General features: G+C 41.1%; 17 protein-coding genes. 3 read left to right on the forward strand and 14 right to left on the reverse strand.

The features are described from left to right. Positions 1 to 112: 112 nt before the first annotated feature. The 3 genes from M1F91_RS03960 to zapA form a co-directional block, all read right to left on the reverse strand. Positions 113 to 2,449 carry an endonuclease MutS2 gene (locus M1F91_RS03960; RefSeq protein ID WP_247912733.1) on the reverse strand — a complete coding sequence of 779 codons (2,337 nt, stop codon included), beginning with the start codon at positions 2,447 to 2,449 and terminating at the stop codon, positions 113 to 115. Positions 2,450 to 2,558: 109 nt separating this feature from the next. After that, positions 2,559 to 3,107 (reverse strand): CvpA family protein, encoded by a 549-nt coding sequence (locus tag M1F91_RS03965; RefSeq protein WP_247912734.1) that lies wholly within the window; start codon positions 3,105 to 3,107, stop codon positions 2,559 to 2,561. Continuing rightward, positions 3,104 to 3,406, reverse strand: a complete 303-nt coding sequence (gene zapA, locus M1F91_RS03970; RefSeq protein ID WP_004252047.1) for a cell division protein ZapA — start codon at positions 3,404 to 3,406, stop codon at positions 3,104 to 3,106. Before zapA ends, M1F91_RS03965 begins: the two co-directional genes overlap by 4 nt. Before the next feature lie 86 nt (positions 3,407 to 3,492). Here zapA and rnhC point away from each other — a divergent pair, with 86 nt between their 5' ends. The 3 genes from rnhC to M1F91_RS03985 all read left to right on the forward strand — a co-directional run bounded on the left by rnhC (position 3,493) and on the right by M1F91_RS03985 (position 7,449). Further along, positions 3,493 to 4,374 (forward strand): ribonuclease HIII, encoded by an 882-nt coding sequence (gene rnhC, locus M1F91_RS03975; RefSeq protein ID WP_247912735.1) that lies wholly within the window; start codon positions 3,493 to 3,495, stop codon positions 4,372 to 4,374. Between the two features lie 4 nt (positions 4,375 to 4,378). Further along, the gene (gene lepB / locus M1F91_RS03980; RefSeq protein WP_223333567.1) at positions 4,379 to 4,993 is read left to right on the forward strand and encodes a signal peptidase I; all 615 of its coding nucleotides are present in this window, start codon (positions 4,379 to 4,381) and stop codon (positions 4,991 to 4,993) included. A gap of 89 nt (positions 4,994 to 5,082) precedes the next feature. After that, the gene (locus M1F91_RS03985) at positions 5,083 to 7,449 is read left to right on the forward strand and encodes an ATP-dependent RecD-like DNA helicase (protein WP_247912736.1); all 2,367 of its coding nucleotides are present in this window, start codon (positions 5,083 to 5,085) and stop codon (positions 7,447 to 7,449) included. 45 nt (positions 7,450 to 7,494) lie between these two features. Here the strand turns inward: M1F91_RS03985 and tig are convergent, their stop codons facing one another. The 11 genes from tig to gndA all read right to left on the reverse strand — a co-directional run bounded on the left by tig (position 7,495) and on the right by gndA (position 18,453). Beyond that, entirely contained in the window at positions 7,495 to 8,778 is a 1,284-nt protein-coding gene (gene tig, locus M1F91_RS03990) for a trigger factor (protein ID WP_247912737.1), read from the reverse strand. A 112-nt stretch (positions 8,779 to 8,890) separates the two neighbouring features. After that, positions 8,891 to 9,523, reverse strand: a complete 633-nt coding sequence (locus M1F91_RS03995; RefSeq protein ID WP_006147986.1) for a response regulator transcription factor — start codon at positions 9,521 to 9,523, stop codon at positions 8,891 to 8,893. Positions 9,524 to 9,541: 18 nt separating this feature from the next. Beyond that, positions 9,542 to 10,531 (reverse strand): sensor histidine kinase, encoded by a 990-nt coding sequence (locus M1F91_RS04000; protein WP_247912738.1) that lies wholly within the window; start codon positions 10,529 to 10,531, stop codon positions 9,542 to 9,544. Beyond that, positions 10,528 to 11,226: a cell wall-active antibiotics response protein LiaF gene (gene liaF, locus M1F91_RS04005; protein ID WP_247912739.1), complete on the reverse strand. Its 699-nt coding sequence runs from the start codon at positions 11,224 to 11,226 to the stop codon at positions 10,528 to 10,530. The genes M1F91_RS04000 and liaF overlap by 4 nt, the downstream gene beginning before the upstream one ends. Before the next feature lie 94 nt (positions 11,227 to 11,320). Beyond that, positions 11,321 to 12,322: a type 2 isopentenyl-diphosphate Delta-isomerase gene (gene fni, locus M1F91_RS04010; protein WP_247912740.1), complete on the reverse strand. Its 1,002-nt coding sequence runs from the start codon at positions 12,320 to 12,322 to the stop codon at positions 11,321 to 11,323. After that, positions 12,300 to 13,313, reverse strand: a complete 1,014-nt coding sequence (locus M1F91_RS04015) for a phosphomevalonate kinase (protein ID WP_247912741.1) — start codon at positions 13,311 to 13,313, stop codon at positions 12,300 to 12,302. Before M1F91_RS04015 ends, fni begins: the two co-directional genes overlap by 23 nt. Beyond that, positions 13,300 to 14,253 carry a diphosphomevalonate decarboxylase gene (gene mvaD / locus M1F91_RS04020; protein ID WP_247912742.1) on the reverse strand — a complete coding sequence of 318 codons (954 nt, stop codon included), beginning with the start codon at positions 14,251 to 14,253 and terminating at the stop codon, positions 13,300 to 13,302. The genes M1F91_RS04015 and mvaD overlap by 14 nt, the downstream gene beginning before the upstream one ends. Further along, positions 14,235 to 15,113, reverse strand: a complete 879-nt coding sequence (mvk, locus tag M1F91_RS04025; RefSeq protein ID WP_247912743.1) for a mevalonate kinase — start codon at positions 15,111 to 15,113, stop codon at positions 14,235 to 14,237. The genes mvaD and mvk overlap by 19 nt, the downstream gene beginning before the upstream one ends. Positions 15,114 to 15,235: 122 nt before the next feature. Continuing rightward, a complete protein-coding gene (cbpJ, locus tag M1F91_RS04030) occupies positions 15,236 to 16,231 on the reverse strand; it encodes an N-acetylmuramoyl-L-alanine amidase family protein (RefSeq protein ID WP_247912744.1) in 996 nt (331 codons plus the stop codon). A gap of 96 nt (positions 16,232 to 16,327) precedes the next feature. Further along, entirely contained in the window at positions 16,328 to 17,017 is a 690-nt protein-coding gene (locus M1F91_RS04035) for a response regulator transcription factor (protein ID WP_049510160.1), read from the reverse strand. Between the two features lie 11 nt (positions 17,018 to 17,028). Further along, entirely contained in the window at positions 17,029 to 18,453 is a 1,425-nt protein-coding gene (gndA, locus tag M1F91_RS04040; protein WP_006151777.1) for an NADP-dependent phosphogluconate dehydrogenase, read from the reverse strand. Positions 18,454 to 18,526 lie beyond the last annotated feature (73 nt).

Raw genomic sequence — 18,526 nt, forward strand, 5'->3', positions numbered from 1 at the left:
ACGATTGTCCCTTTTTAAAATACTCACTAAGAATAATGATTAAAATATATTCATCAAAAAAAGTACTTATCACTTGATAGGTACTCTTTTGACATTTTATTCTATAGTTTGGTTAGCCTTTAAAGGTAACGATAGTCGCTCCAGAACCACCTGCATTTTGTGGCGCATAGCCAAAGCTCTTGACTTGCTTGTTTCTTTGAAGGTATTTGGTTACTCCTTCGCGGATGACTCCTGTACCGATACCATGGATGATGTCCACTTGAGCCATGTTGTTGAGTAGGGCTTGGTCGATAAAGGCGTCCAAGGCTTCCATAGCTTCCTCATAGCGTTTGCCTCTGAGGTCCAGTCGAGCCTGTGGTGCTTTACCAGCAGCACGCTTGACAACGTTGACTTGTTTTTTCTTGACTGGTGCTTCTTGCTGAGCCTGAACCAAGTCAAACTCTCTTTCCTCAAGGGTCATCTTAATTAATCCAACTTGAGCTTCCCAGCGACCATCCTTGAGTTGATTGATCAAGGTACCTCGTTGACCATAGCTTAAAACGATGATATCATCCCCAACTTTTGGAGCTCGTTTTTTCTTAGCCTTTTGGAGGACCTTATTTTTAGAAAGATCAACTTTTTCAGGTGCTAACTTCTTGAGTTTAGCCTTGGCTTCGATAATCTCATGTGGTTTTAGTTGAGATTTGCTGTGAAGATTTTTAAGAATATCATCACTTTCTGCCAGAGCTAAGTCAACAATCTCCGCAGCTTGCTCACGCGCCTTATTGAGTTCTGTTTCCTTCTCACGATTAAGCTCGTTGTAGAGTTTTTTAAGCGCACGGTTCATCTTGAGGTTTTCTTGCTCGACTTGGCGAATATTCTCAAGACGTTTACGGCTTTCCAGCGTCTGCTCTTCCAATTGTTCAATAATGCGATTGACATCATTGTCTTGATTAATCTGCTTGCTGGCATCGCCTACAATGACATCTGACAAGCCGAGACGTTTAGCAATCTCAAAGGCGTTGCTTCGACCAGGTACGCCTTGCATAAAGCGATAGGTCGGGCGCAAGCTAGCTGTATCAAACTCCATGCTGGCATTTTGAACATAGGCCGTTTCAATCCCATAAGCCTTGAGTTCAGGATAATGAGTGGTTGCCATAGTCTTGACCTGACGCAAGCGCAAGTCTTCTAGGATAGACATAGCAAGGGCTGCACCTTCTTGGGGATCTGTTCCTGCTCCAAGCTCATCTAGTAACAAGAGCGAGTTTTGATTGACCTTACCAAGAATATCAACGATATTAGTCATGTGACTAGAGAAGGTTGAAAGACTTTGTTCGATGGATTGTTCGTCTCCGATATCCGCAAAGACCTCCTCAAAAATTCCCACACGACTTCCCTTATCGGCCAAAATCGGCAAACCTGACTGAGCCATCAATTGCGTCAAACCTAAGGTTTTGAGCATAATGGTCTTACCACCCGTATTGGGACCAGTGATGACGATGGCTGTTAGATCTTTACCAAAGTGTACATCATTAGCAACAGCATTTTGCACCAAGGGATGACGAACATGAAGGAGTTGAATCTCCTGGTCCTCAGAGACTTGAGGAACTACTGCTCCTGTCTCTTGGATAAAGCGCACCTTAGCACGAATCAAGTCTAAATGTCCAATAATCCAGCCATCATTTGCGATTTCAGCCGCATGCGATCTTACTCGTTCAGAGAGTTCTTGCAGGATACGCATCATCTCATAGCGTTCGTCTGCACGAAGACTAGCAATTTCCTCACTCAGCTTGACTACTTCACGCGGTTCGATATAGACAGTGTTCCCGCTGGCAGAAATATCATGAACCACACCGGCAATCTTATTACGATATGTGTTTTTGACAGGAAGAACCTGGCGACCATTTCTACTAGCGATGATACCTTCTGTCAACATCTGAGCCTTTTGTTTGAGAAGTTCTTGCAAGACGTCGCGAACTTGGCTCTCGCTATCATGGATTTTACGACGGATTCGTGCTAGTTCTTCACTAGCAAAATTCTCAATAAATCCAGCTTCATTGATGGCTTGGAGATTACCCTGCAGATGTGGAAAATCATGAAGTTTCTCAAACCAATTTGCCAAGTGGTCCAAGCGGACATTTTCAAGATTATCATAGAAATTTTTCAGTTCACGGCTAGCAAATATGACACGTTTGAGAAGGAGAAATTCCTCTATGTTGAGATCAGCACCCATCTCCAAACGTTTGCAGGTAGCTGCAATATCTTTTGTTGCCGAAATGCTGAAATGAGGATGCTCAACAAAGAGTTCTTGCATCTCCTTCATCTCTGCAAAGGCCTGTCTAATTTTATCAGCTTTATCTGTTGGGACTAGCTCTTTTAATTGTTCTAGTCCTTGTTCCGTCAAAAGATGAGGTTCAAATAAAGCCTTGACCTTGTTAAATTCTAACGTTTCTAGTATTTTTGTATTCATCTTATTTCCTTAGTATAAAAGTTATGGCTTTTCTTATTTTCAATTCTTTAAATCAGTCTCTTACTTTTCGAAATTGTAAACAAAAGGCTAGGAATAGTTCCCGCCCTTTTTAACCGATTATTTTAGTAACCCAAAGCTGTTTAATAAAATTAGTTGTGAATGGAATGCTTTGGATGATATGTCTAGCTATAAAGCTATTTTCAAGTGAATTTTGAACAATTTGTAATGGCACAGTCGCGAGAATCATTAGCATCATCTGGAGGACAAATAAGGTCACACCGATTGATAGCACACCCGCACCGATACGGTAGTATTTCCCATCAAGTATCTTACTTGGTACTAGGTTTAGAAAAAGACCAAGCAAACGGCCGATGCAGTAAAAAATCGTAAAGGCTAATAGGAAGCCGACACCTGCATAAAAAACCTTATCTAGATGGAAAAGTTGATTGGATGGGAAAAAGAAAGTTCCCTGTCCTTCCTGCGGATTAGCATAAGGGATTAATAAATTGAACTTCTGCCCTAAAGCTAGGTAATATTTGCTTGCAAAATAAGCAGAGACAATCGTTGCTACAAGATAATAAGCTTGCAAAATAATTCCTCTGCGGTAGCCAATATAAAAGCTCCAAGCAAGGATTAATAAGAGTAGAATGGAAATCATAGGGAATCCTCAATCTTACTCTGCTCTTGTTTAGCCGCAACCACTTTATAACGGAGCGATTCTAACTCTTGCTCCTTATCATCAAATTCAATCTCACGACTGAGCTGTGTTGACAAGCAGTTAACCGCTAAGAGAATAGCTACTGTCTCATCATCAGCTCCAGGCATTTGTTCTTTGATTGCTTCATACTTTTCCGTCGCAACTTTAGCAATCTCCTCCATGAAAAGATTGTCATGTTCAGTTGTCAGCGTTAATGTTTTTTTCCCAAATGTAAACTTGAATCGATTTAAATTTGCCATAAAATTCACCTCAAGATATTATACCAAATTTCACTTAGTTTGTCAGTTTTTACCAATTCTAGCGCTTTTATGGTACAATAGAGACTATGGCAAGTATCACATTAACTCCGAGTGAAAAGGAAATTCATGCTTTTGTTCAAAAGCATGAACATGCACTCACTCCTAGTAAAAATCCCTATATTCGCTACTTTTTAAAGCTTCCTCAAGCCAGTGTTTCCGTCTATACATCTGGGAAAGTCCTCTTGCAAGGAGAAGCCGCTGAAAGCTATGCTAGCTTTTTTGGTTATCAAGAAGCACAAGTAGTTAGCGGGCAAAATTTCCCCTTGATTGGAACAGATGAGGTTGGAAATGGTTCCTACTTCGGTGGTCTGGCTGTAGTAGCGTCATTTGTAACTCCTGATCAGCATGACTTTTTACGAAGACTCGGGGTTGGAGATTCTAAAACACTAACTGACCAAAAGATTCGTCAGCTTGCTCCCCTTCTTAAGGAGAAGATTCAACATCAAGCACTCCTTCTTTCGCCAAGTAAGTATAACGAAGTCATTGGAGAACGCTATAATGCTGTTTCTGTCAAGGTAGCTCTTCACAATCAATCAATCTTTCTCCTCCTTCAAAAGGGAGTTGAGCCTGAAAAAATTGTTATTGACGCCTTTACCAGCTCACAAAATTATGAAAAGTATCTAAAAAATGAAGCCAATCATTTTCCTAATCCAGTCACGCTAGAGGAAAAAGCTGAGGGCAAGTACTTGGCTGTTGCAGTTAGCTCCATCATTGCGCGTGATCTCTTCCTAGAAAATCTTGAAAACCTAGGACGAGAGCTGGGATTCCAACTTCCAAGTGGTGCTGGAACTGCTTCTGACAAGGTAGCTAGCCAAATCCTTCAAGCATATGGAATGAAAGGGCTCGGCTTCTGTGCAAAGCTGCATTTTAAAAACACTGAAAAAGCTAAGCAACTTCTAGAAAGGTAAAAGTATGAATTATTTTAAAATATTTTTAAAAGAGTGGGGAATTTTCTTCCTGATTATTGCGTTAATAGGTCTCAGCCGTCTCTTTCTCTGGAGCAATGTTCGTGTAGAAGGACACTCTATGGACCCTACTCTAGCTGATGGAGAAATTCTCTTCGTTGTCAAACATCTCCCTATCGATCGCTTTGATATAGTTGTCGCTCATGAGGATGAAGGGAATAAAGATATCGTGAAGCGAGTCATCGGATTGCCAGGTGATACCATCCGTTACGAAAATGATAAGCTCTACATCAACAATCAAGAAACCGATGAGCCTTACCTAGCAGATTATCTCAAACGCTTTAAAGAGGATAAACTCCAATCAACCTATACCGGAGATAGCTGGGATGGGAAAAAAGGCGAGTACTTCAGAAGTCTTGCTGAAAAAGCTGATGCCTTTACCTTAGATGTTAACTTCAATACTAGCTTTACCTTCACTGTTCCAGAGGGACAATACCTCCTACTTGGTGATGACCGTCTGGTATCTAGTGATAGCCGGCATGTTGGTACTTTTAAAGCAAAAGATATTATTGGAGAGGCTAAATTCCGCTTCTGGCCACTCAAACGTATTGGAACATTTTAAGAACACTAAGAGGCCGAGAAATATAAATCTCAGCCTCTTCTCATTTTATTCTGAATGATAGATTTCATTCAGGAATGTAAAGGAATTATATGGAAGTCTATTTTACAGGTACGATTGAACGTATTATTTTTGAAAATGTCAGCAACTTTTATCGTATTCTCCTTTTAGATATAGAGGATACCAATGCTGAGGACTTTGATGATTTCGAAATCATTGTTACAGGGACCATGGCTGATGTTATCGAGGGAGAAGAATACACTTTCTGGGGGCAGATTGTCCAACACTCCAAATACGGAGAACAACTGCAGATTTCCCGTTACGAAAGAGCAAAACCAACTAGTAAGGGATTGGTCAAGTATTTCTCAAGTAGTCATTTCAAAGGGATTGGTCTTAAAACTGCCCAAAAGATTGTGGAACTCTATGGGGAAAATACTATCGATGAAATCCTGGAACATCCTGAAAAACTTGAGACTATCTCAGGGCTGTCTTCTAAAAGTCGTGAGGCCTTTGTATCTACACTCCGTCTCAACTACGGTACAGAAATGGTCTTGGCCAAGCTTGCCAACTACGGAATCCCTAATAAATTAGCTATTCAAATTCAGGATACCTACAAAGAGGAAACTATCGATATCGTTGAAAATTATCCCTATCAGTTGGTAGAAGATATCAAGGGTTTGGGTTTTACCATCGCTGACCAATTGGCACAAGAATTGGGCATTGAAAGTCAGGCACCTGAACGTTTCCGAGCAGGACTCATTCATAGCCTTTTAAACGCTTGTATGGAAAGTGGGGATACTTATGTTGAAGCTAGAGACTTATTAGAAAAGACTCTAAATCTACTGGAATCCTCACGTCCTGTAGAACTGGAACCAAGTCAACTTGCTCAAGAATTGTCCAATCTCATTGAAGAAGAAAAAGTCCAACAAGTTGATACGAAAATCTTTGACAACAGTCTCTTTTTCGCTGAAGAAGGGATTCATAATCACCTCATTCGTATCCTTGAAAAAGAAGAAACCGATAAACAAGAAACAGAAATCATCCAGGAGCAGATCGCAATTGTTGAGGAAGAATTAGGCATCCAATACGATGCCATTCAAAAACAGGCAATCTGCGATGCTATCCAAAACAAGGTCTTTATCCTGACCGGCGGACCTGGTACTGGAAAAACCACTGTTATCAATGGGATTATTGCCGTCTATGCTCTATTAGAAGGTCTGGACCTTCGAAAGAAAAGTAATCTACCGATTCTCCTTGCTGCTCCAACTGGTCGTGCGGCTCGTCGCATGAATGAACTAACAGGCTTGCCGAGTGCAACCATTCACCGCCACTTGGGTATGACTGGTGACGACGACACAAGCCATTTAGAAGATTATCTAGATGCTGACTTTATCATCGTAGACGAGTTTTCTATGGTAGATACTTGGCTAGCCAATCAACTCTTCTCAAATATCTCCTCTACTAGTAAAATTCTCATCGTTGGAGATAGTGATCAGTTGCCATCGGTTAGCCCAGGCCAAGTTCTGGCTGACTTGCTCCAGATTCCAAGTATTCCTCAAACACGCTTGGAACGAATTTATCGTCAGAGCGAAGAATCAACCATTGTCACACTTGCGAGTCGGATTCGTCAGGGAATTTTACCTGCAGATTTCACTCAGAAAAAAGCAGACCGTTCCTACTTTGAAATCGCTAGTAACCAGATCCCAGCGACCATTGAAAAAATCCTAGACGCTGCCATCAGAAGTGGCATCCCTGCACGAGACATCCAAGTTCTAGCTCCTATGTATCGTGGTACAGCAGGAATCGATGCCATCAATCAACTCATGCAAGAACTGCTCAATCCTCTTCAAAAAGGACAGATTAGTTTTGAAGCAAGTCAGTTTCAGTATCGTAGTGGAGATAAGGTCATTCATTTGGTTAACGATGCAGAAGTCAACGTTTTTAACGGAGACCTAGGCTACATCACGGACCTCATTCCTGGAAAATACACTGAATCTAAACAAGATGAAATAATGATTGATTTTGATGGGAACGAAGTCGTCTATCCACGCAACGAATGGTATAAAATTCGTCTTGCCTACGCCATGAGTATCCATAAATCTCAAGGAAGTGAATTCCCAGTTGTGTTTCTTCCCATCACCAGCGCTAGCAAGCGCATGCTGGAGCGTAACCTCATCTACACTGCTATTACTCGGGCTAAAAGCAAACTCATTCTACTCGGTGAACTTCAAGCCTTTGATTATGCGACTAAACATATTGGAACTGCTCGAAAAACCTATCTGATTGAACGTTTCAGCGACTTAACTGAAAGCTCTGAAGAAATAAATGAGCCAATTCATGAAACAGAAAACCAGATTGATCCTCATCAACCTTACATCCTGACCGAAGAAAACTGGACTAGTATCCCAGCTATGATTGGAATTAGTCAAGATGACCTTGATGAGTTTTTCGGAAAATAAAGCACCAAAAAACCACCGAATCCGGTGGTTTTTTATCTTTTCAAATTATTTTACTGTTGCAGTGCTTGTAATCAATTCAACAGCTTTCTTGATTGTGATATCGTGTTTCAACATGTCAGCTGAAAGCAAGCTTTGAACTTGGGCAACTTCCATGTTGTAATCTGCAGCCAATTGCTCGATTTCTTTTTGAATTTCTTCTTCAGTAGCGTCAAACCCTTCAGCTTTCGCAACTGCCTCGATAACAAGGTTAGTCTTAGTGCGTGACTCAGCTTCTGCTTCGTATTGTTTGTGAAGGTCTTCTTGAGTAGTTCCAGTGATTTGGAAGTACATGTCAGGGTTGATACCTTGACGTTGCAAGTTTCCAAGGAACTCATTTACTGAGCGGTGAACTTCTTCGTGGATCATTTCTTCTGGAAGTTCTACGATTTCAGCGTTTTCAACTGCTTTATCGATTGCTGCACCTTCAACGGCATCATTGTAAGCTTCTTCTTTAGCAGCAGCTAATTCTTTGCGGTATTTTTCTTTCAATTCGTCAAGAGTTTCAACTTCTTCGTCGATATCTTTTGCAAGTTCATCGTCAAGAGCTGGAACTTCTTTAGCTTTAACTTCGTGGATAGTTGTTACGAATTTAGCTTCTTTACCTGCAAGGTCTTCTGCTTGGTAGTCTTCTGGGAATGTTACGATAACATCAACAGTTTCACCAGCTGAATGTCCAACTAATTGGTCTTCGAAACCAGGGATGAATTGACCTGAACCAAGTCCAAGTGAGAAGTTTTCACCTTTTCCACCGTCAAATTCAACACCGTCGATAGAACCAACAAAGTCGATAACAACAGTATCGCCGTTTTCAGCAGCACCTTCTTTGATCACCAATTCAGCCAAGTTGTTGCGTTCACGTTCGATACGCTCTTCAACATCAGCGTCAGTTACTTCTTTATCTACATCAACTGATACTTCAAGGTTTTTGTATTCACCCAATTTAACTTCAGGTTTTGTAACAACTTCTGCAGTGATAACCCAGTCTTGACCTTTTTCCATAGAAGTTACGTCAATTTTTGGTTGAGCAACTACTTCAAGACCAGCTTCTTTAACAGCTGCTTCATAAGCGTCTGGTAAAAGAGCGTTCATTGCATCTTGGTAAAGTGCTTCTTCACCAAATTTTTGGTCGAAGATAGGACGTGGAAGGTGACCTTTACGGAAACCTGGAACGTTAAGAGTTTTCTTTACTGAGTTAAATACACGGTCCAATTCTGGTTTGATTTGGTCTTGAGAGATAGTGAAAGTCAAGACACCACGGTTTGTTTCTTTGTTTTCAAATGATACAGACATTCTGTCATTTCTCCTTAAAATTTTTAATACAGTCCATTATACCACATAGTAGCGAACTTTTTCAAGTAATGGATGCGCTTTTCGTCCATGCTTCAGTTACATCCTATGTCCCCTAAAATTCATCAGAACCCACCAGATGATGTTGAAAAGCATAAACCGCCGCCTGGGTGCGATCGCTGACCTCAAGCTTGGCAAGGATGTTGGACACATGGGTCTTGACCGTCTTGAGAGAGATGAAGAGTTCATCTGCAATGCGTTGATTTTCGTAGCCCTTGGCAATCAGTTGAAGCACATCTCGCTCCCGCGCAGTTAATTCTTCGTGAAGTTCCATATGATTGCGGTGGTATTCTACTTTCTTACTCACCTCTTGTTCGATCGCTAGCTCTCCAGCTGCCACCTTTTGAACAGCATGGAACAATTCATCGGCACTTGATGTCTTGAGCATATAACCCCTAGCCCCAGCATTTAAGACTGGCATGATTTTTTCATTGTCTAGATAAGAAGTCACAATCAAAATTTTAGCCTCCGGCCATTCTTTGAGAATAGCTAGAGTTGCATCAATTCCGTTGACTTCAGGCATAACAATATCCATGACGATCACATCGGGACGAAGCTCCAAGGCCATGGAAATCCCTTCGGCTCCATTAGTTGCTTCTCCGACAACTTCTACATCATCTTGTAGTTCAAAATAACTTTTTAAACCAAGACGCACCATTTGGTGGTCATCTACTAATAATAGTTTCATTTTATTTCCTTTTGTTCGTCAATCAAGCAAGGGGATCCGAATATCCACTGCCAAACCCTGCTTGGGTGCTGTTAATAGTTGTATGCTCCCTGCCATATCTTCCACTCGTTCTTTGATATTTCGCAGACCATAGCTCAGTTCGTCACTATCATCTAGCTGAAAACCACGACCGTTGTCAACTACCTTTAACTGCAATTCAGTTTCCGTTTGATAAAGATAAACATCTAGACAAGAAGCTTGGGCATGACGGAGAGTGTTACTAATCAATTCTTGGACGATACGAAAGATATGCTCCTCAATCTTTTTAGGCAGTTCGTCTACCTGATATTTAAAACTGACTTTGAGTTCACTTTTTTCTTCCAATTCTTTGAGAAGCAACTGTATCCCCTCAACCAGACTCTTTTGTTCCAGTTCTATCGGTCGCAAATGCAAGAGTAGAATACGCAAATCTCTCTGGGCTGTCTCCAAAATAGCTGTTACACTCTGGAGTTGTGTCTGCATCTTCTCTTTGTCTAATCTGGAAGCTTGTTGACTGAGTCCTGATAAAATCATATGGGCAGCAAAAATTTCTTGGCTAACCGTATCATGCAAGTCACGCGCGATTCGCTTGCGCTCCTTTTCAATAATCACCTCTTCCTTGATCAAGGCTTGATTGTCCGCTTTTTGAATGGCTTCTGTCAATAAACCAAGCTTGCCTGATAAGTTTTTAAAACTTGCGTCTAAATCAGCATCTCCAAGGCTTTTAATATCTTTACCAGCTAGCAGACGATTAAGATTTGCTTGGATTCTTCTTCTTGAAATTTCGTCAACCATTGTCCAAAACAAGACCAATAAAAAGGCTAGAGCAAGACTAAACATCAAAGCTAGAAATAAGACTTTTTCTGTTTTTTCTAAATCTTGAAAGAGAGAAGTCCATTCCAAATCTAAGACCTTAAAAATGCTTCGAAATAGAAAAGCAACAAAGAGAAATGAGGTGAGTCCAATTAAAATATAGGGTTGCTTTTTCATCCTCTCACCACCTCAACATCTCCAACCATAGTTGTCAAAAGAATCTTAACGCTCTTTGGACTCTTGAGATAATCTCTGGTTTCTTGGTGAAATTGCTCATTACGCAAAGCACGTTTAGGCTGGTCAAAAAAGGTTAAATCTCCGTACAGAGAATTAACACTAAGGCTGACTTCAACATCCACTGATACGATAATTCTAGTCGTACCGACCAGTTTTCTCAAGATGATGACATTATCATGATTGCTCAAAATCACGTGCTCTAGATGAATGGTATCCTTCCCCATAAGGCGAAAGAGATTGATATCATCAAAACGACAAGTCTGATAACTTGAAAAATGGTGGAGATTTCCAAACCAGCGATTTTTCTCCCTCTTTACCGTCACTACTTCCTCAAAAACCAGATTGGTATCTTCTCTTTCCTGGTTCATCATAGGGTAAAGCAGGAACAGGCTGTATATCAAGGCCACAAAGATGGCTAAAATGACAAAGGGATTGAGCATGATGATAAAGAAAAATAGGATGCTCACCGCTACTAAAATAAAATTATTTCCCTGTTTTCCAGTATAGTATCGAATCAGCAGTAAAAACAAGAGCAAAATCAGTAGAAAACGGGAAAAATGCTCTGATACCATCATAATCAGAGCTCCTGTCAATAAACAAGCTTCAATAAATAGAAAAATTTGAAATTTTCGCATGTATCCGTCCTCTCTATTTAATTGTATCACAAATCCCAAAAGTCACATCAGTCTGAGGAATGATAAAGAGACCGGGACTAAAATCCCGATCTCCTTACATTTGGTCTTTTGCTTCTTTTAATTTTCCATATAAGAGATAGTCGACCTCTTGCAAATCCTCAATCTTTGCACAATTAAGGGCACACATAATCAAGCGTAGGTCTTCCTTCCAACTTTCAACAATGGAAATAACAACATCAACAGAGTAATTTTCAACCAGCTCTAACATAGTACGTGATAGACCAACTGCTTTGGCTCCAAACACCAAACATTTGATGATATCTAGTGGATTGCGAACTCCTCCACTCACCAAAAGTTCCATCTTGTCTTTCCAGTCTTGGGCATTCAGAAGAGCTTGCATAGTTGATTGACCCCAGTCATTTAGGTAATCACGCTGTCCACCGCGACGGTTTTCGATATAGGCAAAACTCGTTCCCCCACGACCAGACAAATCAACGGTTCGTATTCCCATCTCATAAGCCTTAGCAATGGTTTTCACATCCATGCCAAAGCCGACTTCTTTTAAAACAAGAGGCACAGAGATTTGCTCAGCATAATCTTTCAGATTATGCTGCCATAATCTAAATTGACGTTCACCCTCTGGCATAAGTAATTCCTGCATGACATTAACATGAACTTGTAAGAGGAGAGGATTCATCTCTTTCACTGTTTGTAATCCTAGTTCTACAGGTTTGTCTAAGCCAATATTGGTTCCAAGAAGGAGGTCAGGGTAACTAGTTTTGACTGAAAAAGAATCATCTGAAGGATCCTTAAGTGCAGCGCTGTAGGAACCCGTTACAAATAAAATCCCACAGGTTTCAGCCACCTGGGCCAACTTTTGATTGATTTCTTTACCCTTTTCACTCCCACCTGTCATGGCATTGATATAAAAAGGAAAGTCCCATTTTCGCCCTGCAAATTCTGTTGAAAGGTCAATTTCATCTAAGTCATATAAGGGTAGCGAGGAGTGGATCAACTCCACTTCATCAAAACTATTATAAGTACTGTTTTGTTCAAGGGCATAGCGGATGTGTTCATCCTTCCGATTTGTCGTCATGTCCCATCCTTTCTTGATACAAGAGCTCAATTCCTAGATCAGCCCAGCGTTTTTTCAGTAATGTGGTCGAATCTTGGTCAAAGCTAAGTGCAATCCCACAGTCTCCACCACCAGCACCACTACTCTTAGCAACGGCTTTCAAGTCTCGGCTGGCATTTTTTAGTTGTCTGAGCGAAGGTGTGTAAATATCTGAACTCAAGCCTTCTAAAAGTTGGCTGGCTTGTTCCAGTAAGTCAATAATGGTTTCTTCTTGACCTACCTCCAAAGCCTTCACCAAGTTAGCTACTGTTTTTTTTGAAGCCTGTAAAAAGCTAGCGTTCATATTATCCTTGATTTGCTTGACCATGTGACTAGATACAGCCACTTCCTTGGTCCAACCAACCAGAAAATCAAATTTCAAAGCTGGTTCAACACTCCTAATAGAAAAGCCCCAGTCACGTGCTAATACAGCTTGCAGTTCTTCCTTTTCTAGCCATTGTGCCACTTTCTTGCGGTCAAATGACTGATAGAGAACGAGGTTTTCTGATACGATACAGGCAATGTCCCCCATGGAGCCATTGTCCCCACGTTTAAGAAGTACAGCACTCGCCAATTTAAACAAGAGTTCTCTTTCACATGGTCTTTCATAGAAAGCAAGCATGGCCTTTATAACCAAGACAACGACGCTACCACTAGAACCCAGGCCGAATTTCTTTCCCTCACGCTCCATTTTCCCACGAATGTCTAAAGAAAAAGGCTGCAGTTCAACTCCTTGGGCAGTTAGATACTCCTCCACCAAGGCAACTGTTTCTTGAATCAAGGCATAAGAAGAATCTGGTCGCATGTCCACACTATAGGTAAACATATCTGAGTAAAGACGATAATCATCAGAGGCTTTAATCTCAGCCGTCATATAGATGGGAATAGCCTTTATTAGCGCTAATTGACCTGGTTCTAAAATGGCATACTCACCAGCCCAATAGAGCTTCCCACAAGTTTTAACAATCGTCATCTTGGCTCAAGTCCTTTGTCTTTGATACGATCAAGCGATAGCGTTGACCTAAAAGTTCTGATAAATGTTCCAAGTCCTCTTCCAAGCAAAGAACCTTGACATTAGGGCCCGCATCCATGGTAAAGTAGCAAGATTCTCCTTGTTCTCTAAGCTGACGAACAAAATCCATAGCCTCATAACTAGCATCTGTCAGATAAGAGAAGGATGGAGTTGCAGTTTTTGTCGTAGCATGCATAGCCAACGCGTTCTTCTCTGTCAATTCTCCAACTTTCTTAAAGTCATTTTCCTTGAGGTAGACTAACATATCCTTGTAATCTTGTTCAGATTGACGAATCCACTCATCAAAAGTCGTAGAAGTTTCGACACAGAGCTTCATCCCATCTCGACTGGAAATTGGTTTTTTCTGGTCTTCCAAGACCAACATAATCATAGCGAGTTTCAAGTCAGTCTCAACTGGATAGATCTCTCCACTATCCTTGTCCCAGGCTGCCAAGGGGCCATAAAAACTACGAGATGAAGAACCCGATGCAAACTTAGCTTCCAAGGCCAATTCTCTGCGATTCAGCCCAAGTTGGAAATATGCGTTACAAGCTTTGACCAAGGCAGATAAACCACTGGAACTTGAAGAAAGGCCTGCTGCTGTTGGCATATTGTTCTTGGTATCGATACGAACAAACCCTGCTCCTTCAGGACGGTAGCGGTCAATGATTTTACTCATCTTGGCATGCTCAGCTTCGTTTTGCAAGTGACCATTGATGTAAAAGGCATCCGCCTTTGCATCTACTGGTAAAGGAGAAAGTGTCGTCTCCGTATACATATTTTCTAAAGTCAGAGAGATACTGCTAGTCGCAGGAACCATCTCTTTTTCTGCTTTCTTTCCCCAATATTTAATAATAGCAATATTGGCATAGGAACGTACTGTTACAGGCTTTCGATCCATGTCTGAACAGCTCCTTTCTCTTCTAATCTTTCAGCTAAATCTTGAGCTTGGTGATAGTCAGCTACTAAGGCTATAATACAGCCACCTAAACCACCACCACTCATCTTAGCACCTAAAGCACCGTGTTCAAGAGCAGTTTCCACCAAGGCATCAGCCTCAAGGCTACTAACTCCTATTTCTTTTAGATTTTCATGTGCTTTTGTTAAAATGTCTCCCAGCATCACGGCATCTCTTGCCTTTATTGCTTCTTCTGCTTGCTGGGTCAACTCTCCAAGTGCATACAAGAAAGGTAAAGCTTCCTTACCCTTGCTCTCTACAACTTGAATAGCTTCACGAGTGTGTCCATAGACTCCTGTGTCTGCAATGACCAGATAAGCCGACAAGTCCATAGCTAATTCTTCAAAACCAACATTCTTGATAAAACGAATAGGCTGGTCACTAAGACAGGTCTTAGCATCCAATCCACTAGGATTCATATGGGCAATCATCTCAGCGCGATTGACCAGAATTTCTAACACATCATGTGGAAGTTCTGCTTCAAAATAATCAAATACCGCGCGAATAGCCGCAATGCTAATGGCTGCCGAAGAACCCATTCCACGTTTTTCTGGAATAGCAGAGTCAATTTGGCAACGGATGTAAGCATCTGTGATATTCAGATACTCGAGGGAAGCATAAACTGCCATGGACAAGGTGTCCTCTTCAAAAAGACGCCATGGTGTCGCTGCTGGAACAACCCGACAAGTCACTTCAACCTCTAAAAGAGGCAAAGAGATGGCTGGATAGCCGTAAACGACTGCATGCTCTCCTATTAAAATAATTTTACTATGTGCCTGACCGACACCAACTTCTTTTGTCATTTAATCCTACTATCAGACAAAAAGCGTCTGTTTCTAGATAAAATTTTAGAACTTTATTCCTTTCTATTTTATTATATTTTCACAAAAAAAGCGATTGTTTCCTTCACAATCGCTTGTTTTCATTACTGTACCCATTCACCATTATAGTTGACGTAGTAGCCATCTACTTTTGTATTCACAGCTAAGGCACCTGAACTATAGGCATAGTACCATCTACCATTAACTTGGAACCAGCCTGTCTTCATATCGCCATTGCTTGCATTGAGATAGTACCAAGTTGAGCCATCTTGAAGCCAACCTGTTGCCATAGCTCCTGATGAACGGAGGTAATACCAAGTATTATCGACATAAATCCAGCCAGTTTTCATATCACCATTTTGAGAATCTAGGTAATACCAAGTTGAACCATCTAGATACCAACCTGTCGCCATTGCTCCTGATGAACGGAGATAGTACCACTTGTTACCAAGATATTGCCAACCAGTTTGCATTGCAGCAGTTGTTGGATCGAGGTAGTACCAAGCTGAACCATCATTTATCCAACCTGCACGTCTTTCACCACCAATAAAGTTTTCTCCATTAATTTCAGTTTTAGCTAGATAATACCAATTAGACTGATCATAAAGCCAACCTGTCTCTAAAGAATGATTCTGATTAAAGTAATAGTTCGTGTAATAACGCTTCTCTTCTTTGTCTTCACGTTTTTCCCCGTACTTTCTTCCAACACTGTCTTTAGTTTTAATCTCTAATGCTTTCCAACCAACAAACTCTTGTAGCACTCCATTCTGATCGAAGTAGTACCACTCTGACTTTGGAAAACCTTCTAATCTCACACCATTAGGGTAAGGACCAATTGTACTACCTTTAGATGGAAACGGGATATATTGCCAGCCGACAACCATTTCTCCTGATATATGATCAAAATAATAGTACTTCCCATCTATCACTCGCCAGGCCTTTTCTTTGATATCACCCTTCTTGTAGTAGGTTCTACCATTTTCTTGGACAAATTGCCAGCCTTCTGAATCAGCATCATCCGCAAATACTGTACTTGTTGCTAACAGACCAAAAAAGAATACTGCAAGTCCAGCTTGCATCATTTTTTTCAAAAATTTCATTCTTGTTTCCTCCAAAATGATTGTAGCAAAAATCAAATCATATGTCAACATTTCAACGACTTTAAAAAAAGCAGTTACAAAACTGCAACTGCTTTTCTATTCTTGCATGGTGTAACCAACACCACGCACGGTTTTAATGTAGCTCTTTTGACCTTTCACGTCAAGTTTGCTACGTAGATAACGGATATAAACGTCCACTATATTAGTTTCGGTCGCACTTTCATACTTCCAAACACTTTCCAGCAATTGCTCACGAGTTAAAACCTTCTTACTTCCCATAAGGGTAGCTAAGAGGTCATATTCACGACGTGTCAGAGCAATCATCTCCTCGCCACGATAGACGGTATGATGTTCTACATCCATACGCAGATTGCGATAAGCTGTCGGAACTTTCATCTGACTACAGTGTTGGTCGATGAAATCTCGACCTCGGAAGATAGCTGAAATACGACTGACCAAATCATCGATAATGATTGGTTTATAGATGTATGAAACAGCGAAACGCTGGATTGTTTCAAGTTGGTCTTGCAATTCTTCTCGATGGTCCAAGACCATGATCACCGCAGCTGGCTTGGTTCGACTCAACTTATCTGCAAAATCCTGGGCTGTCATATCCCCTAGATGAGCATTCAGTAAAATCAAGTCATAGTCTGTCTGAAGAGCCATGGAGAGGGCTTTTTGTCCCTCTTCTACCTGATCAACTCGGTATTGCTCTTTTTGGAGTTCCAGACTTAAAAAATGAGCTAGATTTCTTTCTTTCTCAAGTAATAAAATCCGTTTCCCCATGGCTGACCTACTTATTTTTCGTCATACCAAGAGTAGTGGAATGTTCCTTCTTTGTCTTTACGTTGGTATGTGTGGGCACCAAAGTAGTCACGTTGTGCTTGGATCAAGTTTGCTGGAAGGTCAGCTGAACGGTAGCTATCAAAGTAAGTGATGGCTGCTGAGAAGGTTGGTACTGGTACACCAGCTTGAACAGCAAGAGCTACGATATCACGAACTGATTGTTGGTACTTAGCTGTTACATCCAAGAAGTACTCATCCAAAAGAAGGTTAGCCAGATCTGCATCACGGTTGTATGCATCTGTAATCTTTTGCAAGAAACGAGAACGGATGATACATCCATCGCGCCAGATAGATGCGATATCTGCAAATGGCAAGTTCCAGTTATTTTCTTTAGAAGCTACACGCAATTGCGCAAAACCTTGTGCGTAAGAAATGATTTTTGAGAAGTAAAGGGCTTGACGGATCTTTTCAATCAACTCAGCCTTGTCTCCTTCAAATTTGAAAGCAGCTGGTTTTGGAAGTACCTTGCTAGCGTGTACACGTTCTTCTTTATAAGTTGAAATGTAGCGCGCAAATACTGACTCAGTAATCAGTGACAATGGCACACCAAGGTCAAGAGCTGATTGGCTAGTCCATTTACCAGTTCCTTTGTTTCCTGCAGCATCCAAGATGTAGTCTACGATTGGACCATCTTGACCTTCATCATCTTTGCGTCCAAGGATATCAGCCGTGATTTCGATCAAGTAGCTGTCCAATTCGCCCTTGTTCCACTCAGTAAAGATTTCAGCCATATCCTGAGCTGAAAGGCCAAGCAAGTGTTGCATCAAGTCATAGCTTTCTGCAATCAATTGCATATCACCGTACTCGATACCATTGTGGACCATTTTCACATAGTGACCAGCTCCATCAGGGCCGATGTAAGTCACACATGGTTTACCATCTTCTGGTGCTTTTGCAGAGATCTCTTCAAGAACATCTGCTACCAATTCATAAGCTTCTTTTTGTCCACCAGGCATGATAGAAGGACCTTCAAGGGCACCTTTTTCACCACCAGAAACACCTGTACCAATGAAGTTGATACCAGAGTTCGCCAATTCTTCGTTACGACGGATAGTATCTTTATAGAAAGTATTTCCTCCGTCAATCAAGATGTCGCCTTTATCCAAGTGTGGAAGAAGGGCTTGGATGGTTGCGTCTGTACCAGGTCCTGCTTGAACCATGAGCATGATACGACGTGGTTTTTCAATTGAGTTTACGAAGCTTTCGATATCATAGCTTGGCACAAAGTTCTTTTCAGGATGGCAAGCAACAACATCTTCTGTTTTTTCTTTACTACGGTTATAGATAGCAACTGTGTATCCACGAGATTCAATATTAAGGGCAAGGTTACGACCCATTACGGCCATACCAACAACACCAAAGTTTGCTTTTGTCATGTGACACTCCTCTTATTTAATATGTTTTATTTTATCACGTTTATCTGTGAAAAGAAAGAATTTTATAACAATT

Source organism: Streptococcus sp. oral taxon 431, assembly GCF_023110115.1.
GTDB lineage: Bacteria > Bacillota > Bacilli > Lactobacillales > Streptococcaceae > Streptococcus.